This window comes from Halorientalis sp., assembly GCF_028275115.1.
Classification (GTDB): Archaea; Halobacteriota; Halobacteria; order Halobacteriales; family Haloarculaceae; genus Halorientalis.
This window is the reverse complement of the sequence record NZ_JAQCNH010000052.1, coordinates 1-26253: the sequence shown is the minus strand read 5'-3', so window position 1 is coordinate 26253 and position 26253 is coordinate 1. Positions and strand designations below refer to the sequence as shown.

Annotated in this window: 27 protein-coding genes and 2 pseudogenes; 15 read left to right on the top strand and 14 right to left on the bottom strand. The window is 66.3% G+C overall.

From position 1 onward, the window contains the following. Positions 1-166: 166 nt before the first annotated feature. On the top strand, positions 167-1276 hold the full coding sequence (locus Q0964_RS07725) for an agmatinase family protein (RefSeq protein ID WP_299265581.1): 1110 nt from the start codon (positions 167-169) through the stop codon (positions 1274-1276). On the opposite strand, the gene Q0964_RS07720 is transcribed toward Q0964_RS07725, so the two are convergent. Next, positions 1273-1677: a hypothetical protein gene (locus Q0964_RS07720; RefSeq protein WP_299265579.1), complete on the bottom strand. Its 405-nt coding sequence runs from the start codon at positions 1675-1677 to the stop codon at positions 1273-1275. The two genes, Q0964_RS07725 and Q0964_RS07720, sit on opposite strands and share 4 nt — an antisense overlap. 53 nt (positions 1678-1730) lie before the next feature. Between Q0964_RS07720 and Q0964_RS07715 the strand changes: the two genes are divergently transcribed. Both Q0964_RS07715 and Q0964_RS07710 read left to right on the top strand, forming a co-directional pair. Next, positions 1731-2489: a tetratricopeptide repeat protein gene (locus Q0964_RS07715; RefSeq protein ID WP_299265578.1), complete on the top strand. Its 759-nt coding sequence runs from the start codon at positions 1731-1733 to the stop codon at positions 2487-2489. Next, positions 2486-2776: a DUF424 domain-containing protein gene (locus tag Q0964_RS07710; RefSeq protein WP_299265577.1), complete on the top strand. Its 291-nt coding sequence runs from the start codon at positions 2486-2488 to the stop codon at positions 2774-2776. Before Q0964_RS07715 ends, Q0964_RS07710 begins: the two co-directional genes overlap by 4 nt. A gap of 5 nt (positions 2777-2781) precedes the next feature. On the opposite strand, the pseudogene Q0964_RS07705 reads toward Q0964_RS07710, so the two are convergent. Beyond that, a pseudogene (locus Q0964_RS07705) lies at positions 2782-2898 on the bottom strand (zinc ribbon domain-containing protein); the annotation flags it as partial. 324 nt (positions 2899-3222) lie between these two features. Here Q0964_RS07705 and Q0964_RS07700 point away from each other — a divergent pair. The 3 genes from Q0964_RS07700 to Q0964_RS07690 all read left to right on the top strand — a co-directional run bounded on the left by Q0964_RS07700 (position 3223) and on the right by Q0964_RS07690 (position 6473). Continuing rightward, entirely contained in the window at positions 3223-4320 is a 1098-nt protein-coding gene (locus tag Q0964_RS07700; protein WP_299265575.1) for a mandelate racemase/muconate lactonizing enzyme family protein, read from the top strand. A gap of 381 nt (positions 4321-4701) precedes the next feature. Next, entirely contained in the window at positions 4702-5943 is a 1242-nt protein-coding gene (locus Q0964_RS07695) for an aminotransferase class V-fold PLP-dependent enzyme (RefSeq protein ID WP_299265572.1), read from the top strand. Positions 5944-6071: 128 nt separating this feature from the next. Next, positions 6072-6473, top strand: coding sequence for a hypothetical protein (locus Q0964_RS07690; RefSeq protein ID WP_299265570.1), 402 nt, complete (start codon positions 6072-6074; stop codon positions 6471-6473). A gap of 22 nt (positions 6474-6495) precedes the next feature. Here the strand turns inward: Q0964_RS07690 and Q0964_RS07685 are convergent, their stop codons facing one another. After that, positions 6496-6837, bottom strand: a complete 342-nt coding sequence (locus Q0964_RS07685) for an AzlD domain-containing protein (protein WP_299265567.1) — start codon at positions 6835-6837, stop codon at positions 6496-6498. Further along, a complete protein-coding gene (locus Q0964_RS07680; protein ID WP_299265564.1) occupies positions 6827-7525 on the bottom strand; it encodes an AzlC family ABC transporter permease in 699 nt (232 codons plus the stop codon). The genes Q0964_RS07685 and Q0964_RS07680 overlap by 11 nt, the downstream gene beginning before the upstream one ends. A 313-nt stretch (positions 7526-7838) precedes the next feature. Between Q0964_RS07680 and sufU the strand changes: the two genes are divergently transcribed. After that, entirely contained in the window at positions 7839-8264 is a 426-nt protein-coding gene (gene sufU, locus Q0964_RS07675) for a Fe-S cluster assembly sulfur transfer protein SufU (protein ID WP_299265562.1), read from the top strand. Between the two features lie 47 nt (positions 8265-8311). Here sufU and Q0964_RS07670 read toward each other — a convergent pair whose 3' ends face one another. Together Q0964_RS07670 and Q0964_RS07665 are read right to left on the bottom strand one after the other, a co-directional pair. Continuing rightward, positions 8312-8668, bottom strand: coding sequence for an ATP-binding protein (locus Q0964_RS07670; protein ID WP_299265561.1), 357 nt, complete (start codon positions 8666-8668; stop codon positions 8312-8314). Further along, complete coding sequence (locus Q0964_RS07665) at positions 8611-9276, bottom strand: PAS domain-containing protein (protein ID WP_299265560.1); 666 nt, start codon at positions 9274-9276, stop codon at positions 8611-8613. The genes Q0964_RS07670 and Q0964_RS07665 overlap by 58 nt, the downstream gene beginning before the upstream one ends. A gap of 252 nt (positions 9277-9528) precedes the next feature. On the opposite strand from Q0964_RS07665, the gene rtcA reads away from it, so the two are divergent. From rtcA to thrC, 3 genes are all read left to right on the top strand, one after another. Continuing rightward, a complete protein-coding gene (gene rtcA / locus Q0964_RS07660; protein ID WP_299265558.1) occupies positions 9529-10554 on the top strand; it encodes an RNA 3'-terminal phosphate cyclase in 1026 nt (341 codons plus the stop codon). A 67-nt stretch (positions 10555-10621) separates the two neighbouring features. Further along, the gene (locus Q0964_RS07655) at positions 10622-11008 is read left to right on the top strand and encodes a helix-turn-helix domain-containing protein (protein ID WP_299265557.1); all 387 of its coding nucleotides are present in this window, start codon (positions 10622-10624) and stop codon (positions 11006-11008) included. 49 nt (positions 11009-11057) lie between these two features. After that, positions 11058-12380 (top strand): threonine synthase, encoded by a 1323-nt coding sequence (gene thrC / locus Q0964_RS07650; RefSeq protein ID WP_299265556.1) that lies wholly within the window; start codon positions 11058-11060, stop codon positions 12378-12380. Between the two features lie 125 nt (positions 12381-12505). On the opposite strand, the gene Q0964_RS07645 is transcribed toward thrC, so the two are convergent. After that, the gene (locus Q0964_RS07645) at positions 12506-13219 is read right to left on the bottom strand and encodes a 3-keto-disaccharide hydrolase (protein WP_299265554.1); all 714 of its coding nucleotides are present in this window, start codon (positions 13217-13219) and stop codon (positions 12506-12508) included. Positions 13220-13335: 116 nt separating this feature from the next. Continuing rightward, a complete protein-coding gene (locus tag Q0964_RS07640; protein ID WP_299265553.1) occupies positions 13336-13662 on the bottom strand; it encodes a hypothetical protein in 327 nt (108 codons plus the stop codon). Positions 13663-13950: 288 nt separating this feature from the next. On the opposite strand from Q0964_RS07640, the gene Q0964_RS07635 reads away from it, so the two are divergent. Next, complete coding sequence (locus Q0964_RS07635; protein WP_299265551.1) at positions 13951-14310, top strand: hypothetical protein; 360 nt, start codon at positions 13951-13953, stop codon at positions 14308-14310. A 3-nt stretch (positions 14311-14313) separates the two neighbouring features. Here the strand turns inward: Q0964_RS07635 and Q0964_RS07630 are convergent, their stop codons facing one another. Continuing rightward, on the bottom strand, positions 14314-17310 hold the full coding sequence (locus Q0964_RS07630; protein WP_299265550.1) for a glycosyltransferase: 2997 nt from the start codon (positions 17308-17310) through the stop codon (positions 14314-14316). Between the two features lie 194 nt (positions 17311-17504). Next, complete coding sequence (gene serA / locus Q0964_RS07625; protein ID WP_299265549.1) at positions 17505-19106, bottom strand: phosphoglycerate dehydrogenase; 1602 nt, start codon at positions 19104-19106, stop codon at positions 17505-17507. Positions 19107-19306: 200 nt separating this feature from the next. On the opposite strand from serA, the gene serB reads away from it, so the two are divergent. Next, positions 19307-19942, top strand: coding sequence for a phosphoserine phosphatase SerB (gene serB / locus Q0964_RS07620; RefSeq protein ID WP_299265548.1), 636 nt, complete (start codon positions 19307-19309; stop codon positions 19940-19942). A 132-nt stretch (positions 19943-20074) separates the two neighbouring features. Then, entirely contained in the window at positions 20075-20788 is a 714-nt protein-coding gene (locus Q0964_RS07615) for a sterol carrier protein (RefSeq protein WP_299265546.1), read from the top strand. Here the strand turns inward: Q0964_RS07615 and Q0964_RS07610 are convergent. Next, complete coding sequence (locus Q0964_RS07610) at positions 20785-22077, bottom strand: O-acetylhomoserine aminocarboxypropyltransferase/cysteine synthase family protein (RefSeq protein WP_299265543.1); 1293 nt, start codon at positions 22075-22077, stop codon at positions 20785-20787. The genes Q0964_RS07615 and Q0964_RS07610 overlap by 4 nt on opposite strands. Before the next feature lie 132 nt (positions 22078-22209). On the opposite strand from Q0964_RS07610, the gene Q0964_RS07605 reads away from it, so the two are divergent. After that, positions 22210-22470 carry a hypothetical protein gene (locus Q0964_RS07605; RefSeq protein ID WP_299265540.1) on the top strand — a complete coding sequence of 87 codons (261 nt, stop codon included), beginning with the start codon at positions 22210-22212 and terminating at the stop codon, positions 22468-22470. A 21-nt stretch (positions 22471-22491) separates the two neighbouring features. On the opposite strand, the gene metX is transcribed toward Q0964_RS07605, so the two are convergent. From metX to Q0964_RS07590, 3 genes are all read right to left on the bottom strand, one after another. Beyond that, the gene (metX, locus tag Q0964_RS07600) at positions 22492-23697 is read right to left on the bottom strand and encodes a homoserine O-acetyltransferase MetX (RefSeq protein ID WP_299265537.1); all 1206 of its coding nucleotides are present in this window, start codon (positions 23695-23697) and stop codon (positions 22492-22494) included. Then, positions 23698-24990, bottom strand: coding sequence for an O-acetylhomoserine aminocarboxypropyltransferase/cysteine synthase family protein (locus Q0964_RS07595; RefSeq protein ID WP_299265535.1), 1293 nt, complete (start codon positions 24988-24990; stop codon positions 23698-23700). A 128-nt stretch (positions 24991-25118) separates the two neighbouring features. Then, a complete protein-coding gene (locus tag Q0964_RS07590) occupies positions 25119-25475 on the bottom strand; it encodes a hypothetical protein (protein WP_299265533.1) in 357 nt (118 codons plus the stop codon). Positions 25476-25870: 395 nt separating this feature from the next. Between Q0964_RS07590 and Q0964_RS07585 the strand changes: the two are divergent. Continuing rightward, positions 25871-26253 (top strand): annotated as a pseudogene (locus tag Q0964_RS07585) (alanine--glyoxylate aminotransferase family protein); the annotation flags it as partial.

Genomic DNA, 26253 nt, shown 5'->3' with positions numbered 1-26253 from the left:
AATCCTCTAGGTATTTAATGACACAGTGACAACCACTGGGCCCAGCGGTACATGGGTGCCCGTATTACACATCTCAGGGAACGCTTTTGCATACTGGCCAATCACACATAAACGTCGACGAAAATGGCACGAACGAACCGCGTTCTGCCACAGGGATACACAAATCATGACTGACGACAGATCAGGCCGCGACATCTACGGCGAGGCGTACGACGAGGCGAACGAACCTATTTTTTCCGGGATTCCCTCCTTCCTCAAGCTGCCGGAGGTCGACCGCGAGGACCTCGACGAGGAGGACGTGGACGTGGGCATCATCGGTGCGCCGTTGGACACGGCGACGACGATCAGACCGGGCACTCGGTACGGCCCCCGCGCGGTGCGTGCCGCCTCGACGGTCCCCTCGCCGCCATATCAGCACTTCAACATCGAGACGGGCGTCGACCCCTTCGACCACTTCAGCGTCGCCGATACCGGTGACGCGTCGGTTTCCCCCGGCGACACCCGCCAGAGCCAGTTGAACATCGAAGACGCCGTCTCCGAGGTCAGTGAACAGGCGACGCCGATCGTCATCGGCGGCGACCACTCCATCAGCTATCCGGATATCAAAGGCTGGGCCGAGGCGAACGGCTACGAGGACGTAGGCCTGATCCACTTCGACTGCCACGCAGACACGGGGGACGAAGGTCTCACCGGTTTCGAGTACGACCACGGCGCGTGGGTCAAGCGCGTGTTCGACGACGGTCTCGTCACGGGCGAGAACTACACACTGATTGGCCCACGTGGGTTCTGGCCCGGCCCCGAAATCTACGAGGAGATGCGCGAGGCCGGCATGAAGTGGTACACTGCGATGGACGTCGAGGAGTGGGACCTCGACGACATCGTGACCGACGCCGTCCAGCGGGCCACCGAGGACACCGACGCCGTCTGGGTTTCCTTCGACGTGGACGTGATGGAGCCGGCGTTCGCGCCCGGCACCGGCGAACCGGAACCCGGCGGACTCGTTCCCCGGGAGGCCATCTACATGATCCGCGAGGTCGTCAGGGCGCTGGACCCCGAGGACTTCGGCTTCGACGTGGTCGAGGTCTCGCCCGCGTACGACACCAGCGACAGCAACTCCTACAACGGCGGCGTCACCAGCGGCCTCGCCAACCGCCTCATCATCGAGGTGCTGGGCAGCATGGCACTGGCCGACCAGGGCCTGGAGTCAGGCGACCCGATCAGGCCCAAAGAGCCCCTCGGACCGACCGAGGAGACGGAAGCGCCGGCGGACGACTAGCCTTCCGACGCCCCGCCCGCGGGTCGCCCACTGACAGCCCGGTGTGTCGCCCGCCCGAGTCCGGGCGCGACGAGACCGGGTGCCGGCCAGCCACCACTCGAACCCGTCTTGGACGCCCTGCGGTGCCACACCGACGCGGACCGGCAGACGAGCAGGGCCGCTGCGAAGGCGAGAATCGCGTCGCGTCCGCGCCGTGTCTCTGCAACCCACTCGTCGAACCGACCGGTCCGGAGTCGCCGGATCACGGCGGCGGTGACGAGCGGAAACGCCAGACCGGTTGCCAGTGCGGGGACGAGCGGCGGTTCGTTCGCTCCCAAGCCGGCACCCGCGAGCAGGCCGTAGACCGTTCCAAAGAAGACGAGCACGGCGTCTCGTCGAGTCCACGTAGGGGTGGCGGGCACGGATGTCCGGGCGGGACGTAGCTCTTAACCGCCTGCCCGTCCAACTCACTGGTATGACAGACAGAGAGCCCGACGACTACGAGTTCTCGGAGGGGCAGGGGTTCTCGGACCCGTACGACGAGTTCGACCTCGACCCGCCGGAACTCGACGTCGACCCGGACAAGGTCGATCCAATCGACTCCCGGGCGCTCACCGACATGCTCGACGAGCGCAGCCTCGCGACGGAGGCGGTCGACACCGAGCGGTTACTCGACGTGGCGCTGTCGTACATGCAGATCAACCGCTTCGAGCAGGCTACCGACGCCTTCGAGCGGGTCGCACAGTTCGCCGAGGACGACCGTATCGAACAGGAGGCCTGGGTCAACAAAGGTGCGGCCCACGCACAACTCGAGGAGTACGACATGGCCATCGGCGCGTACCGGGAGGCCATCGATATCGACGAGTCGGGTGAACACGCCGCCACCGCCGAGACGAACCTCGCATACGCGCTCTGGGAGTTCGGCCGCTCCGAGGAGGCGCTCGAACACGCCGAACGCGCCGTCGAGATCGACGAGCGCTTCGCCGAAGCCTGGTACAACCGCGGTTTCTTTATGCTGGAACGAGGCCTCGCCGAGGACGCCCTGAACGCCTTCGACAACGCGATCCGGCTGGGCCATCGCAACACCCGGATTCTGGAGGAGAAAGCTCGCGCACTCGAGGAGATGGGCGAGTTCGACAGAGCCGAGGAAGTCGCCGAGGAAGCGGAGGAGATGCGTGAAAACGCCGAGGCGGACCTCGTCCAGGAGCAACAACAACAGCAACTCGAAGAATGATTCTCAACGAGCGGGAGACAGACGAAGGACTGCTCGTGTCGGTCTGTGACCCCGACGTACTCGGGGAGACCTTCGAGAACGGCCAAGTGTCGCTCACCGTCGATACGGATTTCTACGACGGCGAGGCGGTCGACGAGGACGCCGTCGTCGACAGCCTCGCTCGCTGTGCCGTCGCCAACATCGTCGGCACCCGTGCAGTAGAAGTCGCTATCGAACACGGCTTCGTCGAGGAGGGGAACGTCCTCGACATCGAGGAGACGCGCCACGCCCAGCTGTTGCAGATGTAAACCCAACAGGTCGAACACCGCTTTGACGTGTTCCGTGGGTCTACTTCGACGGCTTCGATGCCCTGCTCGCTGGCTTTGTATGCGACGTACTCGTAGGGGCGACGGAACGCCCAGAGATGGTGCCTGTTTGAGAGTGAGCAGGCAACAGTCTGGCGGCTGGTTGCGACCGAGTCGGCTTCTGCTCACGGCTTTGCCGTTCGCACGGCCCGCGGAACTTCGTTCCGCGCTGTCCTCCCCACCCTGCTCGCTCGTGCTTCCGCCGGGGCCGGAAGCCCGGCGTCGTCCGAAAGTCTCCGATTTTCGGGACCACGAGAATCTTCGATTCTCGAACGACTTCTTGAGGGTGGGGTCTCGGACTCGGATTAGGTGATTGCCGCTCGTCGTCCACACCTCTCCCCCATCGCTCCGGCTGAACGCTTTTGTATCCGCCGACACCCTCCGTTTCCATGCAGATCACAGGCGTCGACCAGTATCACTTGGAACACCAAGCAGAGGGGAGTTTCGAACCGACGTGGATTCCCGGCTACCCGCAGGGCACCCACGAGGTGGAGTTGTTCGCGATTCGTACCGACACCGGCCACACCGGGTACGGTGCGATGCCGAGTTTCGCCGGCGGCATGGACTTCTCGGACCCACTGTCGTACTTTTTGCTCGGCGAGGACCCCCACGACGTGGAGGGGGTCTTGCGAAAGCTCGACAGCATCAACCTCGTCGGCCCGCGGCCGTGGGGCGTCGAGATCGCCATGTGGGACCTCATCGGAAAGAACGCGGGGAAACCGGTCTACGAACTGCTCGGGGGGTCGACCAGCGAGATTCCCGTCTACGCGTCGACGGGCGAACTGCTGCCGGCCGAGGAGCGTATCGACTACGTCGCGGATGTGACCGAGGCGGGCGTCGACGCGGTCAAACTCCGCGTAACCGAGCCGGATCACATCGACATCGTCCGGGCAGTGCGGGACGCGTACCCCGACCTGCCGCTGATGGTCGACGCGAACAAGGGGTGGGCGGTGCGGGTGGTGGAAGACGAACGCCAGTGGTCGTTCCGGGAGGCCCTCGAATTCGCCCGCGGGCTGGAGGACGTGGGCGGTGTCCGCTGGCTCGAAGAACCGCTTCCACGGCACGATTACGAACAGTACGCCCGCCTGCGCGATGCGGTCGACGTGCCCATCGCCGGCGGGGAATTCAACGACGGTATCCACCACTTCCGGGAGTTCGTAAAGCAGGGGTCGCTCGACGTGTTACAGCCGGACGCCGCGCTGGCGACGGGAATCAAACGCGCCGACGAGGTGGCCGCGATGGCGCGCCAGCACGGTCTCGAGTACGTACCCCACACCTGGACCAACGGGGTCGGGTTCGTCGCCAATCTTCACGTCATGGCCGCCAACGACTCGCCGTGGTGTGAGTTCCCCATGGAACCGCCGTGGACGCCCGACGTGCGTGATTTCCTGCTCGAAGAGACCGTCGACCACGAGGACGGCGTGGTCACCCCACCCGAAGGTCCCGGCCTCGGCGTTGAAATCGACGAGTCGCTGCTGACCGGGTGAGCGCGGACGGTCGCCTCTCACCCGTGAGCGAGTTCGGATTCACGACAGCAGCGGGGTCGAGGTCGCCGTCCGGGCCACCGAGCCGGGGTCGTCGGGCCTGAGGCTGGCTTGGGAGGTCCGGACGAGCCCTGCGAACCCGGGCGCCGGGGTCGAGCGAAGCGAGAGTACCGGTGTTCCCGCAGCCCGAGCAGGCGGGACGGTCTCGGCCACCGGCGAAACCACGCGGGTCCACATTGAGGACGGCACGCACACCGTTGCCGGAGGAGTAACGGGCACTATCGAGGCGTTCGAGCGCGAGCGGTCACAGACGTAACCGCCAGCAGCTAGCAGTACCCGGCAAGACCGAAGGAGTGTTGGGCACGGAACCCTTCGATATTGGTAATGGGAACCACTGAATCAGCGCCGCTTTCCGTGGACCGGATCCGCGAAGACTTCCCGATCCTAGAGCGGGAGGTCGACGGGACACAGCTGGTGTACCTCGACAACGCAGCGACCAGCCAGACGCCGGAACCGGTCGTCGATGCCATCGCCGACTACTACCGCCGGTACAACTCGAACGTCCACCGCGGGCTCCATCAGCTCTCACAGGAGGCCTCTATCGCCTACGAGGGGGCTCACGACCGCGTGGCGGAGTTCATCGGTGCGGCCGGCCGCGAGGAGATCGTGTTTACGAAGAACACCACCGAGTCGATGAATCTCGTCGCCTACGCCTGGGGACTCTCGGAGTTGGGGCCTGGCGACGAGGTGGTGCTCACGGAGATGGAGCACCACGCCTCGCTGGTCACGTGGCAGCAGGTGGCCAAGCGAACCGGGGCGACAGTCAAGTACATTCGCATCGACGACGAGGGGTACCTCGATATGGACCACGCCCGTGAGCTGATCACCGAGGACACGCAGATGGTCAGCGTCGTCCACATCTCGAACGCACTGGGAACGGTCAACCCGGTCTCGACTCTCGCCGACATCGCCCACGACCACGACGCCTACATCTTCGTCGACGGTGCCCAGTCGGTGCCCAACCGGCCGGTCGACGTCGAGGCGATCGACGCCGACTTTTTGGCGTTTTCCGGCCACAAGATGTGTGGTCCAACCGGGATCGGCGTCCTCTACGGGAAAGAGCACATTCTGGACGCGATGCAGCCGTACCTCTACGGCGGCGACATGATCCGGAAGGTTACCTTCGACGACGCCACCTGGAACGAACTCCCCTGGAAGTTCGAGGCCGGCACGCCAAACATCTGTCAGGGAATCGCGCTGGCCGAGGCCATCGACTACATAGAGGACATCGGGATGGAGCGCATCCAGGCCCACGAGGAACAGTTGGCCGAGTACGCCTACGACCGACTCTCGGAGTTCGAGGATATCGATATTTACGGCCCGCCCGGCGACGACCGCGGTGGTCTCGTCGCGTTCAACCTCGGTGCCGTCCACGCCCACGACACCTCGGAAATTCTCAACGAGTTCGCCGTCGCCGTTCGGGCCGGCGACCACTGCACCCAGCCGCTGCACGACAAACTCGGCGCTCCGGCGTCCGCACGCGCCTCGTTCTACATCTACAACACGCGGGAGGAAGTGGACAAGCTCGTCGAGTCACTCGAAGACGCCCGCGAACTGTTCGCCTGACCGCGGGTGCAGAGATGGCGTCCCAGCACGACCCAGAAGTGGTGGCCGCGTCGGGACGGTGTTTCGCGCCCGACTGGATGGACGACGCTGAACTCTGTTCTACCGTCGTGTACGACCGCGAGTGACTGGTGGTCCGGTTCTCCATCCCCGACAGCGCGGACCACCTGCTCGAGACGTCGCTTCTGGAACTGCTCTCACTGTACGACCGCCTCGAATCCGGGACGACCGGAACCATCGTGGTCCACATGGGCGCACATCTTCGGGTCACGGCGGACCAGCCGGAGACAGTTCTGGACCTGACACGGTGGACGTGGTCCGAGTCGGAGGGGGAGTGGGTCGTCTCGACACCTGGACCGGCGGTGGCCGGCGAGCGCGAGGCGGTGCTCGAAGTGCTCGCAGACCCGATTCGGGAAGCCATTGGGACCGTCGAGGATCACGGGTGGGGGGTCGAAGCGGTCCGGCAGCGCCACGATAGCGACCGCACAGAGCTGATGACACGGCTATCGGTGTGGGAGCGGTTAGTCGAGTGACTGCGGCCATCCTCGCGGCCCGTCACAGCGCAGGCAACAGGAGAAATCGGGCGACCCACAGCGTCCCCATCCCGACGGCCATGGTGGCGAAGACGTTCTCCGTGCGCCAGGCCACGACGGCGGCGAGGCCGCCGGCGACGAGTTTTTCGACCGCGAGCCCGCCGGCGTTGAGCGTGACGAACGCGGGCAGGACCAGCGCCGCGAGGACGGCCGCGGGGACGTACCGGAGCGGGCGTTCGAGCCGCGGCGGAATCTCGTCGAGGTAGCCGAAGAGCCCAATAAATGAGAGGCGGATGGCGTAGGTCAGGACGCCGATGACGAGGATGACGCCCCACACCAGCGGGTCGGCGTAGCTAGTGGCCATCGGTCGCGTTCACCTCCATGGGTCGCTCCGCGACCAGTCCCGCGACGATCCCGACCGACGCACCGACGAGCAGGCCGAGGTTGAGCGGGAGGCCGGCACCAGCGACGGCGATGGTGCCGCCCGCGAGGCCCGCGACCGTGGTCGGGCCGTCCTCCATGGCGGGGACGAGCAGGGCGAGGAAGACGAGCGGGACGGCGAACTCCAGGCCCCAGGCGTCGGGGACGCCGGTGCCCAGCACGACCCCAGCGGCAGTCGTGACCTGCCAGACGACCCACAGCGTGAGGGCGACCCCAATGTAGTATGCGGCCCGGTCGACCGACCGCTCGCCACGGTAGCTGGCGATAGAGAGCGCGTACGCCTGGTCGGTCAGCAGGTAGGCCAGTCCGGCCTTGAGACGGGTGGCGAACGTCCGGAAGTGAGGGGCGATTGAGGCCGAGTACATCAGCATGCGGAGGTTGATGACGACGGCGGTGAGGACGACCACCGAGAGCGGTGCGTCCCGGCCGATGAGGTCCAGCGCGGCCAGCTGGGAGGCCCCAGCGAAGACGATCACCGACATTCCGACGGCCTGCGTGAGGTCGAGACCGGCGTTCGCAGCCGCGATGCCAGCGACGAGGCCGAACGGTGCCACACCGAGCAGGAGCGGAGCGACCTCGCGAACGCCGCGAGCGAAATCTTCGCGGTCCATGGTATGAGGTGGACCTACGGGTGTTTACGCGTGGCTGTTCGCGGTGCGAGGGCGGGACTGGCGAGGCGGAGCGAAGCCAGCAGGTGTCGAGGGGTTGGCAGGCGACGGTCGACTCGGGGGTTGCGTTCAGCGGACGGTTCGCGATGTGGTGTCGTATGTGTATCCGCGCGACCGGAGGGAGCGCGGTTCACCGCTTGGCTTCGCCCGACCGGCTTTTTTTCACTGGTTTGTTGCGAGCAGTTCGCGCGAACTCGGGCGCGAGAAAGGTAGCTCGGAAGCCTTTTGCCTTGGACACACCAAGGTTCAGATAACGATGGTTGGCGGCTCTGATATGTACCGGCAGCAGATCCTCGATCACTACAAGAGCCCGCGTAACTACGGGGAAATCGAGGAGCCGACGTTCACACACGTCGGCGAGAATCCGATGTGTGGCGACACCATCGAGATGCAGGTGAAACTCGACGACGACGAAGAGGAGATCGAGTACGTCGCCTTCCAGGGCGACGGCTGTGCAATCTCGCAGGCCTCGGCGTCGATGCTCTCTGAGAAGCTCCAGGGGATGGGCGTCGAGGAACTCGACGAGCTGGACCGCGACGACGTGGTCGACATGCTCGGCGTCGATATCTCGCCGATGCGAATCAAGTGTGCCGTTCTGGCCGAGAAGGTCGCACAGGACGGCGCAGGTATCTACTTCGACGAACTGGATGTAGACAAAACCACGGTCGAGGACGGCGACTGAGCGCACGAGAACGGTCCCGTTTCGCGGGGGCAGTGCTGCCAGTCCGGTCACTGCGACGGATAACGGATAGTGACGGTAGTGTCCCCGTCATCGTTCTCGACGACGGCGACGTGGCCACCGACGCGCTCGACGGCCAACCGGACCATCCAGAGGCCGAGTCCTGTGCCGTGGGCCAGTGGCGTAGTCTCATCGTCGCGCAGTGCCAGGAGTTCGGGGTCGGGGGTCGGGGGACCGTCATCGGTGACGGTGAGTCTGGTCCACGGTTCGTCCGGCGAGACGCCGACGGTGACGACGACTTCGGGGTCGGGCGAGTCGGCGTGCTGGATGGCGTTCTCACAGAGTTCTGTCAGGGCGAGTTCGACCTCCGGGCGGATGGTCGCGGTCCCCTCGGCGGGGCGTAACACGTGGACGTGAGCGTCGGGGCAGCGGTCGTCGAGGTCGGCCTCAACGCGTTCGAGGACGGTTGCGAGGTCGGTCGCCAGTCGTCTTCCGGGGAGAGGACTTGGCGGATGCGCTGGACCTTTTCAACGAGGCGGTCCCAGCGCTGGGCGATGTCGCGAACCGTCCGTGCAGAGTCCCGTTCGGTCTCGTCGAGGGCGTCGGCGAGCAGGCGGGCGTGGCTCAGTACGACGGTCATACCGTTTCGGAGGTTGTGCCGGAGCAGGCGGTTGAGGACCGTCGCCTGGCGGCGCTGCTCGCGCATCGTGATGGCGACGAACAGGAATCGGGTACCGACGACGCCGCCGTCGTCGGTTCGTGGCACCGTGCGCACGAGCGTCTGCACGACGGTCCCGTCGGCACAGACCAGTTTGCGCCGCTCGGTCACCGGTTCGTCGTCGGTCGGTGGCCGTGGCCCGTCGGCTTCGAGCGCCGCCGCCGACTCCGGCGTGTAGACGTCCGCGAGCGGACGGCCGTCCGGCGACTCGCGGTCGTAGCCCAGCGTCTCGACGAACCGTTCGTTACACATGTCGATTACCGCCTGCCCGTCCTCGGTTCGCGTGTGGACGTACATTGTCGGTAGGTCCTCCAGCAGACACTGCCAGTTCCCTGCGTTATCAACCCCCTGAGATATCTCCGTGTGTTGTTTTCGAGCACTATTATTTGAAAACCATCGCGGATTACGACCCGTGTGTCGCCATTTCCCGTCGCGCCATCCACACCGAATCCGGCAGTTCGTGTTACTCGGTCTGACGTTCTGCGCGCGGTGGCCGCGCCTCCGGATATCGTGACCACGTTTTTCTCCGGCGGTGCGCTACCGGGTGCTATGCTGGAACTGGACGGGGGAGACGCCGGCGGCGGATACCTCCGGACCGCCCTCGCACTGTCGGTCCTGACCGGTCGGGCCGTCCACATCGAAAGCGTCCGCGGCGGGCGACCGGAACCGGGGCTGAAGCCCCAGCACGCCGCGGCCGTTGAGGCGGTGGCGACGGTGTGTGACGCGACCGTCACCGGGACCGACGTCGGCTCCGAGACCGTCGCGTTCGAGCCCGAGGGACAGCCGTGTGGCTCGACGTCGGTCGACATCGGAACCGCCGGTAGCGTCACGCTCGTCTTCGACACGGTGGTCCCGCTGGCGCTGTGTGCCGACGCGCCGATTAAGCTGTGTGCCACCGGTGGGACGGACGTGGCGTGGTCCCCGCCGCTCACGACGTTCCGGCGTGTCAAACTCCCGTTCCTGCGGCGGCTGGGCGTCCCGGTCGCCGTCGACACGTCTCGGCGGGGCTTCTACCCGGTTGGCGGCGGTACGGCGACGCTCACGCTCGCCCCCGCCGACCTGGACCCGCTCGCACTCGCCGAGCGTGGTGCTCCCGAGGGCCTCCGGGTCCATTCGGTGGCCAGTGCCGGACTGGCCGATGCCGGCGTCGCCGAGCGACAGGCCGCGGTCGCGGTCGACCGGCTAGAGGCCGCGGGTCGGACGGTTCACAAACGGACCGTTAGCTACGTCGAGAGCGATTCGCCGGGGTCTGTCTGCACCCTCCGAGCCGACTACGACACCGGCGTCGCAGGGTTGGACGCACTCGGCGAGAAAGGCGAGTCGGCCGAGGAAGTCGGGCGCAAACCGGTCGATGCACTCGATAGCTTCGAGGAGACCGGTGCCGCAGTCGACCAGCACCTGTCGGATCAGTTGTTGCCGTTCCTCGCGGTAGTCGGTGGAGTGGTGACCGTGCCAGCGGTGACCGACCACGTGGCGTCGGGCGTCGACCTGCTCTCCCGGTTCGGCTGTGACGTGGCGGTCGAGGAGGGGAACGGCCAGGTCCAGTTGCGGGCGGACGGGCTGGTCGGGAACTGAGGTCCAGCCAGCGGTGAGCCTGAGGTAACTCGTCGTTTTATTCGCCAGGCCGCCTAACCGACCGGCAATGCCAACGGTCGACCCGCAGCCGGATCGGTTCCGTCGCCTGATGCTCGACAGCCAACCGGGGTTCGAGGACGTGCTGACCTGTGTGTTCGACGTTCAGCGCCACGAGGCACGGACGTACCTGGAACTCGCCGAACGCCCCGACAGCACCGTTGCGGAACTGTCGGACGTACTGGACCGGGACCGCAGCAACGTCAATCGGTCGCTGTCGACACTTCGGGAGCGAGGGCTCGCCAGTCGAAACCGGCGGTTGCTGGACGACGGGGGCCACGTCTACCAGTACACCGCAACCCCGGTCCCGGAGGCCCGGGAGCTGATGCACGAGACGCTCGACGAGTGGTGTGCCTACGTCCACGAGCGTATCGACGAGTTCGGCGACGACGTGTAGCGAACGGAAACCACCCCACTTTTGCGCCGCCACGCCGTCCTGTCAGGTAATGGCAACCCTCAATCTCGAACTCGGCGGCTCGCAGGCGGCGCCCGAGGACGCAGACGACGGCGTCTGGCTGACCTGTATCGAGTGCGGCGAGACGTTCGCGCCCTTCGACGACGTTCGCTACACCTGCGACGACTGTGACGGTCTGCTGGAGGCCCGCTACGCCGACGCTCCCACCTTCGAGGACTTCGAGGGTCGCGGTGTCTGGCGCTACAGCGAGGCCCTCCCCTTCGAACAGGGTGTGACGCTCCCCGAGGGCGATACGCCCCTGCACCGCGCCCCCGACCTCGAGGACGACATCGACGTGCGCAACCTCCGGGTCAAACACGAGGGTATGAACCCGACCGGGTCGTTCAAAGACCGAGGGATGACCGTCGGCGTCCGGGTCGCCCAGGAAGTCGGGGTCGACCGTCTGGCCTGTGCCTCGACAGGGAACACCAGCGCCGCGCTGTCGGCGTACGGGGCCCGCGCCAACCTCGAAACGCTCGTGCTCCTCCCTGCCGGCAAAGTCGCCGCCGGGAAGGTGGCTCAGGCCAGTTTGCACGGCGCACGCATCCTCGAAGTCGACGGCAACTTCGACGCCTGTCTCGACATCGTGCAGGACCTCGCCCAGCGCGGTGAGGCGTACCTGCTGAACTCCCTGAATCCCTTCCGCCTGGAAGGACAGAAGACCATCGGCTTCGAGATTCTCGAACGCTTCTACGAGGACGAGGGTCGGTTCCCCGACCGAATCGTTCTGCCAGTGGGTAACGCGGGCAACACCGCGGCGCTGTACAAGGCTTTCCGCGAACTCGTCCAAGGCGGCGCGCTGGCCCCCGGCGACGTGCCGAAGCTCACCGGCGTGCAGGCCGAGGGGGCCGCACCGATGGTCGAGGCCATCGAGAACGGCTACGAAGACACCGAGCGCTGGGACGACGTCGAGACCCGCGCGACCGCAATCCGCATCGGCAACCCAGTCAACGCGCCGAAAGCCCTGCCCGGCATCCGCAACACGGGCGGAACCGCCGTCGCCGTCTCCGACGAGCGCATCACCGAGGCCCAGCGCAACCTCGCCGAACAGGGCATCGGGGTCGAACCCGCCTCCGCCGCGAGCGTCGCGGGTCTGCGGAAGCTCCGCCTCGCCGGCGAGGTCGGCCCCGGCGAGGACGTTGTCTGTCTGACCACCGGCCACCTCCTCAAGGACCCCGAGGCCGCCGCCGAGGCCGGCGCCGACCCCGAACCTGTCCCCAACGACACGGACAAGGTCCTCGACCACCTCGCGGGCAAACGCGTCGGCGTCGGCGGTGACGGCCTGCTCGGGAAGGTGCTCGGGTACGTCCGGTAAGCTGTTTAGTGTGGAAACGGCCGACGTGAACACGCCTGCGATGGGGTCACCTGTTCACCGTCGATACGGTCCGCGTGTCCTCTTCTGCGCTGGTTCGGTGTGCCAGCAGTCGTTCGAAACGGCACTCAGAGCGGCCGGTACCAGATATTGCGGAAGCGAACCGGGAAGCCGTGGTCCTGTAGCCTGAGCGGGGCCGGACCGTGTGGTTCGTACTCGCCGTAGTCGCGGTACGCCGTCGGCCCGTACGGCTCGGTCGCGTCTTGGACCGCAACCCCGTTGTGCAGGACGGTCACCCGTGCCGGTGACACCAGCACGTCGCCGTCGAATCGCGGGCGTCGCCAGACGATGTCGAACGACTGCCACGCACCCGGGGCGAGACAGACGTCGACCCGCGGGGGATGCTGTCCGTAGACGGCACCGACCCAGCCGTCGGCGTAGATGGGTGCCGTGACACAGTCCAGAATCTGGAGTTCGTACCGATCCGCGAGGAACACACCGCTGTTGCCCGGGTAGTCCGTGTCCGCCGGATCGGCTGGTGTTGCCCACTCAAGATGGAGCTGACAGTCACCCAGCGAGTCGGCCGTGCGGATGTCGCCGCTACCGGGTTCGACACGCAGCGTCCCGTCCGTCACCGTCCACTCGGGGTCGCCGCCATCGGCGGCAACCCATCCGGCCGGACTCGTACCGTCGAAGAGGACGGTCGCATCCGAGGGCGGTGACTGCGTGACGGGTCCGGCCGGCGTCACGGTCGGTGGGTGCGGTCGGTCGGGGTCGTGAACGCGATGTTCGGAGTCTGGAAGGCGTGGGGTGTCCTCGAACCCCGGTCGGTCGTCGGGCATACACCAGCGTTCGTGATGGACATCCTAAGCGTGGTGGGCTACCTGTTCAGTGACCGTCGAACGCGGGTCGGTGGTGGCCGTCGACGGGTCCCGGGCCGCTTGACAGCACAGGCTGCTCACAGCACTCGGATTCGGTACCCTTCAGCGGCGGAGTCGTCGGTGACCCGGCCCGCCTCGATAGCGGCATCGAGCAGTTCCGCGACGAACTCTTTGGGCACCTCGACGCCGATGAAGTCGGTCCCCTCGCGACCCGTGGTCAACCGTGCCATCGTTCGGTCGGTGCCGTCGTCGTTGTAGATGCTTCCGACACGCTCGTCGTCGCGCAGGAACCGGAGGGTCACGTCGGTCGGTTCGAGCGAGTCGAAGTGCACCTCGAACACCCGGTCGTCACTCTCGATGCGTGCGAGCATGGACCCGTTCCGTTCAGTCACGATGGTTTGCATACACGTGCAATGGATTCCAGACGTATAATGCCGCGATTCGGAGTCGTCCTGCGGTCCGTGCTCGCCTGTTCGTCCGGTGAGACACGCGCCCGTCGTTCGGCGAGCGAGTTCCACTACCCGTCGGGGAGTCGAGCCTGTCGTGTCGTTCTGTGGCTCCGTTCGGTCCACGGCGACGTCGACGGGGTCACAGCCGCGACCGATCGCCCGACAGCACGGTGTCGGCCGTCCGTGTGCCGGGTGTCTGACTGGTCTTTTTTTGACTCGGTAACACAGTCTCTCGCCCGCGAGATGACATCCGACACGACACACGCCGCCCCCGAGCTATCGGCCGAGGGGCAGGCCGATGACGGGACGACGGCCGCGCCGCCTGCACGCCCCGCCACCGGTCGATTCCCGCGCGCCGACAGTGTGCGATTACGAGCGACCGAACGCGAGATTCTCAGGACACGGGTCGCTCTGCTGGAACGACAGGTCGCCCGGAAAGAGCGCGAACTGAACGCGGTGATCGACCGGTACGAGGAACTGCTGGCCGCCGAGAACCCACGCACACACGTCGACGACGGGGCCGTCGAGATCGAGTTCGAGAGCGACGAGACCGAACCGGGTGTGGGTGTACGGCTCCGGGACGCGCTGTCGCGACTATTCTGACGGTCAGGAGGTGGCTTGCCCACCGTCGAGGAACGCCGCGGGTTCGGGGCATCCGGTGTCCCGCGAGTACTCCCGGACCGTGATGACACCGAGGCGGTTCGAGTTCGATCCGTCATGACAGGCGTCGAGATACCGGACAGCGGCGTCACGGCTCCCGTAGTACTGGACGAGATAGACCGTCCCGTGGCGGGTCGAGAGGCCCCGCAGGTACCGGAGGTCGTCGACGCCGATGCGACTCGACTGGGAGAGCGTCGCAGTCGTGAGTGCCGTGTCGGCGTAGTACCGTCGTTCGTACCCGCCCATGTTGCCGGGCTGGTGGACGACCACGTCGTCGGCCTCGGCGTTGGCCGTGATGGTCCCGGCGGCCTGCGACCACGGTTCCGCGGAGTCGGCGGTGTAGTAGACGCCGACGAAGACGAGCGAACTCACCAGCACGACCGTCAGCAGGCCAGCCCGGACTCTGCGGACCGGGACGTTCCGGAGGCCGCGGGCGGCCAGCACGACGAAGCCGACGCTGGCCGGGGCCGCGTACCGGGGGACGTAGGTCGGGACGACCAGCGAGACGAGGATGGGGACCAGCGTCGGCACGAACAGCAGAGCGGCGAGCTGGCCGACGGAGCTCGGGTCTTCGAGCGTGAGCCCGTCCGCGCCGACACGGACGACCGACGCCAGCAACTGCCCGACGTAAACGAACAGGACGACCGCGGCCAGCACGTAGAGCCCGACCGTCCCCGCGGTCAGCGGGTAGAAGTCCGGAAACCCGACGAACGAGATCGCCGTCTGTGTCAGCAACACAGACGAGGGCTCGGGGATCCACTCGATGTTGGCCCCGCCGGTCCCGGTGACGATGGCGACGACGCGATGTCCGAGGAGGGCGGCCCAGGGTGTCGACAGCAGACCAAGCGCGGCCGAGACCCGAACCCAGCGGCGACGGCCGATCCCGCCGTCGACTTCCGAGAGTGCGGTGTAGGCGTGCTGGGCGAGGACGACGAACAGGCCGTAGACGTGGGTGTAGACCAGCAGCGTCGAGGTCAGGACGTAGCCGACCGCACTCGTCCGGGTGCCGTCACGCAACCGGGCGTAGTAGTACCACGACAGGGCCGTCAGCATAGTGAAGAGCGCGTACATCCGGGCGACCCGAGAGAAGTGGACGTGAAACGCCGAGACGGAGACGATAGCCGCCGCGAGCAGGCCGGTTCGGTCGTCGAACAGTTCTGTCCCGAGCAGATAGACGCCGGCCGTCGCGCCGAGGCCGGCCAGGACTGACAGCGACCGGACGGCGACCCGTCCGGTTCCGAAGGCGTCCATCCACCAGTGGAGCAGGAGATAGTACAGCGGCGGGTGCGGATCGTTCGGCAGGACGAGCAGGTCCGCGACAGGGAGGGCACCGCGGACGGCGACGGAGTAGATCTCGTCGGTCCAGAGGCTCCAGCCACCGAGGACGAACACCCGGAGGATACCGGCGGCGGCGAGGACGAACGCGAGTGCGAGGAGGCGCTGGTACCGAGGCAGGGTCAGCCGACCCGTCCGCCGGCCGAGCGCGCCAGGGTCGCGCTCGTCAGTATCGCCCGTTCCACGACCGAGGTGCTCCGTGTGTTCCCACCGGAGGTCACCGCCGTAGAGGCGGACGAGCGCGCGGATGTCGGCCCCCCACTGGACGAACCAGTACAGTGGGAGCGTGAGGGTCGAGAGGAGCGCGCGTCTGAGTCGGGTCGGGAGCGCCGCGTCCGAGGCCGTCCAGTACCCGACGGTGGATAGACAAGCGGTGACGAGGGCGAACGCACCACCGAGACCGAGGACGAACTCGACGAGTGTCGACGGTTGGTACTTCGCGAGGTTCGCGATCAGAAATAGGACGACCAGGCCGGCGACGTTGAGCGGCCCGAGGTGAGGGAGCAGCGACTGCCAGTAGACGTGGGCGCGGTCCCGACGGTCGGTGGGCGGGTGTTCGCGCCGGTCCAGAAACGTGTACACTTTGCCTTTCTTCCAGCGCGTCCGCTGGTCGAGCCAGCCCGACAGCGTCGGCGGCGACTCCTCGGTCGTCACCGAATCGAGGTAGGTGAACTCGTAGTCCAGTTCCCAGAGGAACAGGCCGAGTTCGAAGTCCTCGGTGACGTTCCGGGGGTCCCACGGCCGGACGCCGTCGAGGCCGTGCGCGCCGGTCCAGGCCCACTCGTCGTCGGTCCAGGGGTCGCCCCGCTGGGCCAGCCGCTTTTCGCTCGCGGTCTCCAGAACCGACCGACGGAAAAAGCAGGTCGTGCCGGCCATCGGGATGGGATAGTCGACCCGCGCGAACGCCGGCGTCACGACGTTGTACCAGTAACCGTACTCGGCGCGAAAGAGCAGGTTGAGCCAGCCGTCGTCCTCGTTGGCCATGTCGAGGCGGCCCTGAGCGAAGTCCGCCCCGCCCTCGACCGCCGCGGCCACCTCCTCGAGGAGGCCGTCGGCGACGATGTCCTCGGCGTCGACGACACCCACGATGTCGCAGTCCGTGTGTTCGAACCCGTAGTTGAGCGCACGCGGTTTGTTGGGGTCGCCCGGGTACGACGCCGGGACGGTCAGCACGTCGAAGGTGTAGGACTCGCGGAGGCGGTCGACGACCGCGCGGGTCGCGTCGTCGCCCGGTTCGAGCAGGACCGTCAGCGTGCGGTGATCGTCGGGATACTCCGCGTCGAGGACCGACGTGATCGCCTGTTCGATCACGTCCGCCTCGTCGTAGGCTGCCAGCAACACGTCGACCGTGGGCCGACCGCCGTCGGACAGCGGGCCCGGGTCGGCCTCGGGGTCGGCGGGCGGTCCGCGCAGTCGCTCAACGAGGGCCTCGAGGCCCGACTGGACGAGGGGGTAGAACGCGTAGAAGTTCGCCAGCGTCCAGATCGCGCCGAACAGGAGCGCCAACAGCGTGATGGCCGGGTTCGGTGACAGCGCCGGCAGTTGCAGTGGCACCGCTGGCAGGGAGAGCGCGACGGCTACTGTGGGGAGCGGTGTGAGCGTTATCACTAATGCGGGGAAAGTGAATCGACTGCACCGAACCCGGAGACCGCGGTCCGGGATGGGGTGTGTGAGTACCGAGTACTCGGCACGGGATACATATAAGCAGATAGATACTATTTTCCGCCGGGGACCGCCTTCGAACGAAATAACGGGGGAGACGGGGTGAACGAGAGCTACGGGAAAATCGGGCGAATAGTCGGTTACTCGTCGTCTTCGGCGGCGCCGTTGAGGCTGATGTGGCTCACGTCGATGATTCGGTCGTCGTCGAGGGTAGCCTCTAGTACCTCCTCGCCCGGCGGGTCGTCGAGGTTGTACACCGAGAGCGCCTCGCCGCCGATGGTCTCGCGGGCGTTGAACATCGCCGCGATGTTCACGTCGTGGTCGCCGAGCGTCGAGCCGATGAATCCGATGACGCCGGGCACGTCGTCGTTTCGTGCGACGAGCATGTGGCCGTGGGGAATGGCGTCGACCCGGAACCCATCGATCCGGACGATTCGCGGGTCCTCGCCGGCGAACTGGGTCCCGCAGACGCCGACTTCGTCGTCGCCGTTGCGGACCGTCACCGTCACCAAACTCTGGAAGTCCTCGGAGGACCGGCTTTTCGTCTCGGTCACGTCGATTCCACGCTCGTCGGCGACACGGGGTGCGTTGACGGCGTTGACCTGCCACTCCAGAGGCTCGAAACAGCCCTTGAGCGCGCTCGCCGTGACCAGGTCCAGCTCTTCCTCGGCGATATCGCCCTCGTAGGAGATTTCCACTTCCTCGACGCGGTCGTCGAATAACTGGACGGCGATTTTCCCGGCCGTCTCGACGAGGTCGATGTACGGCCGGACACGCGGGAACGCCGACTCGTCCATCGAGGGGGCGTTCAGCGCGTTCATGACCGGTTCGCCCCGGAACGTGGCGAGTACCTGGTCGGCCGTGGCGGTCGCGACGTTCTCTTGGGCAGCCTCCGTGCTGGCACCGAGGTGAGGCGTGACGATCACGTCGTCCGCGTCAAGCAGCGGGTTGTCCGGGTCGACCGGTTCCTCGGCGAACACGTCGATCGCGGCGCCGGCGAGCGAGCCACTCTCGACGGCCTCGGCCAGCGCGGGCTCGTCGATGATTCCGCCGCGAGCGCAGTTGATGACGTATCCGTCGCCGAGCGTTGCGAGTTCGTCCTCGCTAATCATATTCTCGGTTTCGGGCGTGAGCGGGGTGTGGATCGTGATGAGGTCCGCACTGTCGAGACAGTGTTTCAGGTCGTCCGCGAGGTCGGCACCGAGCTGGTCGGCCCGTTCCTCGGAGATGTACGGGTCGAAGGCGACGAGATTCATCCCCAGACTCCCCAACCGCTTGGCGACTTCCTGACCGACTCGACCGAGACCGACGATACCGAGGGTCTTGCCGTTGAGCTCGGTGCCGAGGAACTCGCCTTTGGCCCACTCGCCGTCCCGGAGGCGGGCGTGGGCCTGCGGGATCGAGCGGGCGGTGGCAAAGGTCATCGCGACCGTGTGTTCGGCGGCTGCGCGAACGTTGCCCTGGGGAGCGTTGGCGACGATGACGCCGTGTTCGGTCGCGGCGTCGATGTCGATGTTGTCCACCCCGATGCCGGCGCGACCGACGATCACCAGATCGGTTGCGGCGTCGAACACCGCGTCGGTGACCTCGGTGCCCGAGCGGACGATCAGTGCGTTCGCGTCGGCGACGGCGTCGAGCAACTCCTGTCCCTGCACGTCGTAGGCCGTCTCCACGTCGTGGCCCGCAGCACGCAGACGCTGGATGCCCGCGTCCGCGATGGGGTCCGTGACGAGTACCTTCATGACCGACCAATTCCAGCCTGCCGGCATAACCCTTTCCTCATCGGCTCGGCCCGAAACCGAGAGCGAGCGACCGCCTCGCGTGGGATTCGTCCGCACGGGCCGCCCGACCGCGAACGGTTCCGCGAGGCTGCACACGGGACGATTCGGGCTAGCCACCCGAAACCGCCGCGTTTGAAGCCCCCGGCCGCGAACGATAGGGTATGACACTCGTCGCCTTCGATTTCGACGGGACGCTTTCGGACTCTGAAATGACTGTCCTACTGGGTGCGGAGTGTGGGGTCGCCGACCAGATGGAAGCGATCACCGAGCAGGCGATGAACGACGAGATCGGCTACGCCGAGAGCCTCCGGGGCCGGTGTGAGCTTCTAGACGGCCTCTCCCAGGAGCGGGCCGAGGCGGCCTTCGACCAGGTCGTCCTCCGGGCGGACGCCGCCATGGTCATCGAGAATCTCAACGAGGCGGGTGTCCACACCGCCATCCTTACCGGCGGGTTCGAGCGCGGCGTCGAGCGCGCCCTCGAGAAGGCCGGCGTGGCTGTCGACTCCATCGTCGCCAACCGGCTCCCGATGGAAGCGGACGAACTCACCGGCGAGGTCGATGGGCCGCTCATCGAGGGGACGAAAGACGACGCCCTCGAGGACCTCGCCGGCACAGTCGGCGTCGACGTGGCCGACACCATCGCCGTCGGCGACGGCGCCAACGACATGCCGATGCTGGAAGTCGCGGGCCTGTCGGTCGGGTTCGACCCGAAACCGGCCGTCGAGTCCGCGTGTGACACCATCGTCCTCTCGATGGCCGAACTGCACGGCATGCTCGAAGCCGAAGGCGTCCTCTGAGCGGCACGTCGCTCCGTGGGGCAGGCCACGTTCCGTCGCCGGTGATTGTTCCGAATCGTCTTCTGTCTTAATTTATCTCGTATCGGCCGTTGGTGTTTTATGTAGTCGGCGTATATACAACGTGTCTTGAGTGTGAGCCTGTTTCCCACATCACAGTGGCTCGACGCATACCAGCGCGAGATCAACGAGAGTACCGCGCTGGACGACGTCGGTGTCGGCTGGGGAGTGGGGTCGAACGGAGACGTGCTTATTGTGGTCGAGGACCTGCCGCTTGCGGAGACACGGCTCGGTGAGCTGCCCGAACTGGTGTTCGACGGCGTTCCGGAAACCGTCCGGAACGACCTCGGCGACGTGGCTCTCGAGAGCGCCCCGTCGCTGATGGACCCGAGCGTCCGTCAGCATTTCCCGCCGGTGGCCCAGAGCCTGCTCGACCAGCTCGAACACTGTGTCGTCGATGGAAACATCTACTGCTACATCGGACTGGAAAGCGGCAAGTGCCCGGAGGTCGACATCCTCGACGGACCGGACGAGCGTGAGGTGAACGCCGTGCTGGAGGCGCCGTGGAACGTCTGGCAGGCGATTATCGACGGGCGGCCGGCGACCTCGGCCGTCCTCAGCGGAGACCTATCCGTCGAAACCGACGGGCCGTTGGGCCCACAGACCCTGACGATGTTACAGTTGCTCGGCGACGTGGCCGCCGACGTGGAGACAACGTTCCTGTTCGAGCAGTCCCGTCGGTCGATGTCGGACCTGGTTCTCGACGAGGCAGTGCGGCAACCGGCCGCGTTCCAGAAACTGGCGTACCAACAGGCCGCGCTGACCAGCCGGCTGTTCAGCCTGTTCTAGGTCGCTCGTCCGATAGCCTGATCGAGGTCCGATTTGATATCCTCGACGCCTTCCAGACCCACCGAGAGACGCACGAGGTCGTCCGTGACGCCTGCGGCTTCCTGTTCCTCGTCGGTCAACTGCTGGTGGGTCGTGCTCGCCGGATGGATGACCAGCGTCTTGGCGTCACCGACGTTGGCCAGCAGACTGGCGACTTCGGTGGACTCGACGGTCGTTCTGGCGGCGTCGTACCCCTGTTTCAGTCCGAACGTGATCATGCCACCGTAGCCGCCGTCGAGGTACTTCGAGGCGTTGTCGTGGGTCTCGTGGTCGTCGAGGCCGGGGTATGTCACCCACGACACCTCGGGGTGGTCGTCGAGGAACTCCGCGACGGCCATCGCGTTCTCACAGTGAGCGCTCATGCGCTGGGGAAGCGTCTCGATGCCCTGGAGGGTCTGCCAAGCGTCGAAGGGTGACTGCTGGTTGCCCAGGTCGCGCAGGCCGCGCGCGATGGCGGTGTAGGTAAACGCCTGTTCGCCCATCGCCTCGGCGAAGTTGACGCCGTGGTATGCGGGGTTATCCTGGGCGACCTCGGGATACTTCTCGTCGTGGGCGCTCCAGTCGAAGTTGCCACCGTCGACGACGACGCCGCCGACGGTCGAACCGTGACCGTGGATCCACTTCGTCGTGGAGTTCCAGACGAGGTTCGCACCGTGTTCGATGGGGCTGCAGAGCGCAGGCGTCGCGAACGTGTTGTCCACGAACAGCGGGACGCCGTGGTCGTCGGCGATTTCGGCGAGGCGGTCGAAGTCCGGCGTCACCAGCGCCGGGTTGCCGATAGTCTCGCAGTGAACGTAGGCGGTGTTCTCGTCGATGGCGTCGTCGTAGGCCGCGTAGTCCAGCGTGTCGACGAAGCGGGCCTCGACGCCCTGCCGAGGGAGCGTGTGGGTGTAGTACGTGTAGGTTCCACCGTAGAGCGACGAGGCGGTGACGATGTTGTCGCCGGCGTCGGCCAACACGAAGTCGGTCACGTTGAGCGCCGCCATCCCGGAGGCGGTTGCGACGGCACCGACCCCGCCCTCGAGCGCGGCGATGCGTTCCTGCAGGGTCTCGACGGTCGGATTCATCAGCCGCGAGTAGATGTACCCCGGCGTCTCCAGCGAGAACTGTGAGGCGGCGTCCTCGGCGTCCTCGAAGACGTACGACGTGGTCTGGTAGATCGGCGGTGCGCGCGCTCCCGTGGCCGGGTCGGGGTCCTCCTGGCCGACGTGGAGCGATTTCGTCTCGATCTGGTCGTCTTCGTTCGTCATGACTGGGAACAATTCACACGTCTCGGACAAATAGCTGTCTACTCGGGTGTGACAACGTCCAAATATTTTCGTCCGCGAGACGGCCCCTTAGCGTGGGTAGATTCATATTGAACCGGCGAGACGTTCCCGTCGATGAGTGGCCGCGTCGGTCGGACCGGGGGCGTCGTTCTCGAACGACTCAGCGACAGCCCGCTGGCCGTCGCTGGGTTCGTCGCCGCCGTCGGAGCAGCGGTGGTCGTTCTCGTGGGAGCCAGCGCCCGGAGTGGGGCGGCACTGACCGACCCCGCGAACGTGCCGACAGTACTCTCGGCCGTCCCGGGTGTCGCAGTCGCGCGACCGGCATACGTCGCGGCGTTTCTGGCGGGACTGGCTGCGGCGGTCTACGCGCGGTGAGCGCGGGGGCCGGTTACCGGCTCACGAGAACAGACTCGTGTGGACGGGCGCGAACTGGCTCTCGGTGCCGTCCGCCGCTGCCGTGTCGGTGATCGCTTTCCCGTCGACGCCGTCTTCGAGGAAATCCGACAGCGGCGGGCCGACCTTCTCGGGTTGGACGAGAAAGGCGTCGTGGCCGTGGTCGGACTCAACGACGTGGTGGGCGACCGGCGTGTCGAGGGTGCGGAAGGCGTCGGCGACCTGCTCGGACTGCTCGGTCGTGAAGTGCCAGTCGCCGCTGAACGACAGCAGCAGCGCCTCGCCATCGAAGGCACTGAGGGCGTCTGCGTCGTCCTCGAACCCGGCGGCGAGGTCGTAGTTGTCCATCGAGCGCGTGAGGTAGAGATAGGAGTTGGCGTCGAACCGCTCGACGAACTTCTCGGCCTGGTAGTCGAGGTACGACTCGACGTCCCTGTAGGGAAAGAAGGTACCCGCCGGGTCGACGGGGAAACTCCGCATGGCGTCGCGGCCGGCGGCCCGACGGCCGAACTTCTGTTCCATCGACGCCTTCGAGAGGTACATGATGTGACCCAGTTGACGCGCCAGCGCCAGTCCGTCCGTCGGTTCGGCGTCGGTGCCGTAGTAGTCACCGCCCTGCCAGTCGTCGTCAGTGGTGATGGCCCGACGGGCGACGGCGTCGAGGGCGAGACACTGCGGGTCGAGGCGCGCGGCAGCGGCGATAGGGACGACCCGCTCGACGTGGTCGGGGTGGCGCTTCGCCCAGTCCAGCGCGTTCATGCCGCCGACGCTGCCGCCGACGACGGCGTGGAGGTGGGGGACGCCGAGTTCGTCCAGCAGACTGCGCTGGGCCTCGGTCCAGTCGCCGACGGTGACCGCGGGGAACTCCGTGCCGTACGGCTCGCCGGTCTCGGGGTTCTCGCTGGCCGGGCCAGTCGTCCCGTAACAGGACCCCGGGACGTTGGCACAGACGACGTAGTACTCGGTGGTGTCGATGGCTTTTCCGGGGCCGACGATGTCGTCCCACCACGCCCGGGCCTGCCCGCTGGTCTCTTTGCCGGTTCGGTGCCCGGCGACGTGTGAACTCCCAGTCAGAGCGTGACAGACCAGCACCGCGTTCTCGCCGGTGAACTCGCCGTAGGCCTCGTAGGCGACTTCCAGGTCGGGGACCGACTCCCCGCACTCGAACTCGAACTCGCCGACCGAAACCGTGTCGCGTTCGACCTCCATCTATGTCGCCGTCCCGATTGCTTGGTCGAGGTCGGTTTTGATATCTTCGACATCCTCGATACCGACCGACAGCCGCAGGAGGTCCGGCGTCACGCCGCTGGCGCGCTGTTCGTCCTCGGTCAACTGGGCGTGGGTCGTGCTGGCCGGGTGGACGATGAGCGTCTTGGCGTCGCCGACGTTGGCGAGGAACTGGCCGAGTTCGACGGCCTCACAGACGTCGCGGCCGGCCGCGTAGCCGTCCGCCAGTCCGAACGCGACCATCCCGCCGTAGCCGCCGTCGAGGTACTTCGAGGCGTTGTCGTGGGTCTCGTGGTCGTCGAGGCCGGGGTATGTCACCCACGACACCTCGGGGTGGTCGTCGAGGAACTCCGCGACGGCCATCGCGTTCTCGCAGTGGCGTTCCATCCGGAGTTCGAGGGTTTCGCTCCCCTGAAGCGTCTGCCACGCGTCGAACGGCTTCTGTCCGTCACCGAGTGCCCGAATACCGCGGTAGCGGGCGGCGGCGGTGAACGCACGGTCGCCGAACCGCTCGCTGAAGTTCGTCCCGTTAAACGCCGGATTGTCGGCACCGATTTCTGGGTAGCGCTCGGGGAACTCGCCCCACGGAAACGAGCCACCGTCGACGAGGATGCCACCGACCGTCGTTCCCGACCCGTGAATCCACTTGGTGGTCGACTCCCAGACGATGTCCGCCCCGTAGTCGAGCGGGGCACAGAGCGCGGGGGTCCCGAACGTGTTGTCCACGAACAGCGGCACGTCGTTTGCCGCACAGACGGCGGCCAGTTCGTCGAGGTCGGGCGTCACCAGCGACGGATTCCCGATGGTCTCACAGTGGACGTAGGCGGTGTTTTCGTCGATGGCGTCGTCGTAGACCGCGTAGTCCAGCGTGTCGACCAGGCGGGATTCCACCCCGCGTCGGCGGGCGTTGTGCGAGAGATAGGTGTGGGTCCCACCGTAGATGGACGACGCCGAGACCACGTTGTCGCCGGTCTCGGCCAGCACCGACGTTGCCGCGTCCAGCGCCGCCATCCCGGAGGCCGTGGCGACGGCGTCGACCCCGTGTTCCAGTGCTGCCAGTCGCTCCTCGAGGGTCCGCACCGTCGGGTTGTGAAACCGTGAGTAGATGTTGCCGTCGTCCTCTAGTGCGAACAGGTCCGCCGCGTGGTCCGCGTCCTCGAAGACGTACGACGTGGTCTGATAGATCGGCGGCGCGCGTGCCCCCGTCGCCGGATCCGGTTCCGCCTGTCCGGCGTGGACACACCGCGTTCCGAACCGTCGCGTATCGTTGTTCATGTATCACACTCATATATCCCGAACCATCTATAACCGGGAGTTACGGCAATATTTCTGTGTGTGTTCATGTCTCGCATGGGTTAGGGGGTCAGGGCAGATGAGACTGGCGACACGAGAGACAGAGGCAGTCAGTCGTCCGACGCCGTTGGCGTGGCGGTCGCGGCTGCGGTCGTGTTGCCCGTTGGCGTCGTCGCGCCGTTCGGTGCCGTTTCGTTCCCGCAGGGCTGCTCTTGGAGAATCTCGTCGATCGCCAGTTCGGCCAGTTTCCGGCCGGTGAGGACGAAGCCATCGTCCTCGCTCACGTTCGGTCGAGACTCGTTGTAGTCGGAGGCGTTCGTTCGGTTCTGGAGGCGCTCTTTCGAGAGGTTCTCCGTCTTGTTGACCGGTTCACACTGGCTCGAACCGACCGCACCGGACGCCACCGCGAGTCCGGTCCCGGCGGCCACAGCGAGCACTGTCAGCAGGAGTGTGCGTTTTTGTACCATCGGTGTCGGAGGGCTCCCGCAGTGCCGCACGCGAGAGACGTTGCCCTTCTATTCTCGTATTTCCTATTTGCAATTTACGGTTCGCCGGAACCCTCTCGCCACCGGGGAGTCGCGCGAAACGGGGCAACCGATTTGCGGTCAGCAGACGCATCGGTACGGTCGCGACCGTCGCCAGGGTATCTGTCGACACCAGTGACGGGTCCCGCCCGCAAACCGGGTTCCCACGGACGCTCACCTGTCGCGTTCTCGCGGAGTTGACTCGGTCCGCGCTCCAGTGGGGCGGGCCGTGGCGGGGTGGTGAGTCGTCCGGTGTTCGGTTCGTCTCGACGCTCTCCGCGCGGTATCAAAACTACCATGCTCCCCCGCCGAGGAGTATATCTCACTAGGTGGTTTCGGTGACAAAGAAACAGGAATACACGGGCGACTATCCAGACAAGACGCTGTATCTTCCGGGTCCGACCGAGGTTCGCGACGACGTGCTCGAAGCAATGGCCGAACCGATGTTCGGCCACCGGATGGACCGGATGACCGACCTCTACACGACCATCGTCGAGGACACGAAGGCGTTCCTCGGCACCGACGACGAGGTCATCGTCCTCACGGCCTCGGGGACCGAATTCTGGGAGGCGACGACGCTCAACCTCGTCGAGGACCGCATGCTCGTCCCCACGTCGGGGAGTTTCAGCGAGCGGCAGGCCAACGTGGCAGAGCGCCTCGGTAAGACCGTCGACCGCATCGAGTACGACTGGGGCCGGGCGGTCAAGCCCGAGGACGTCCG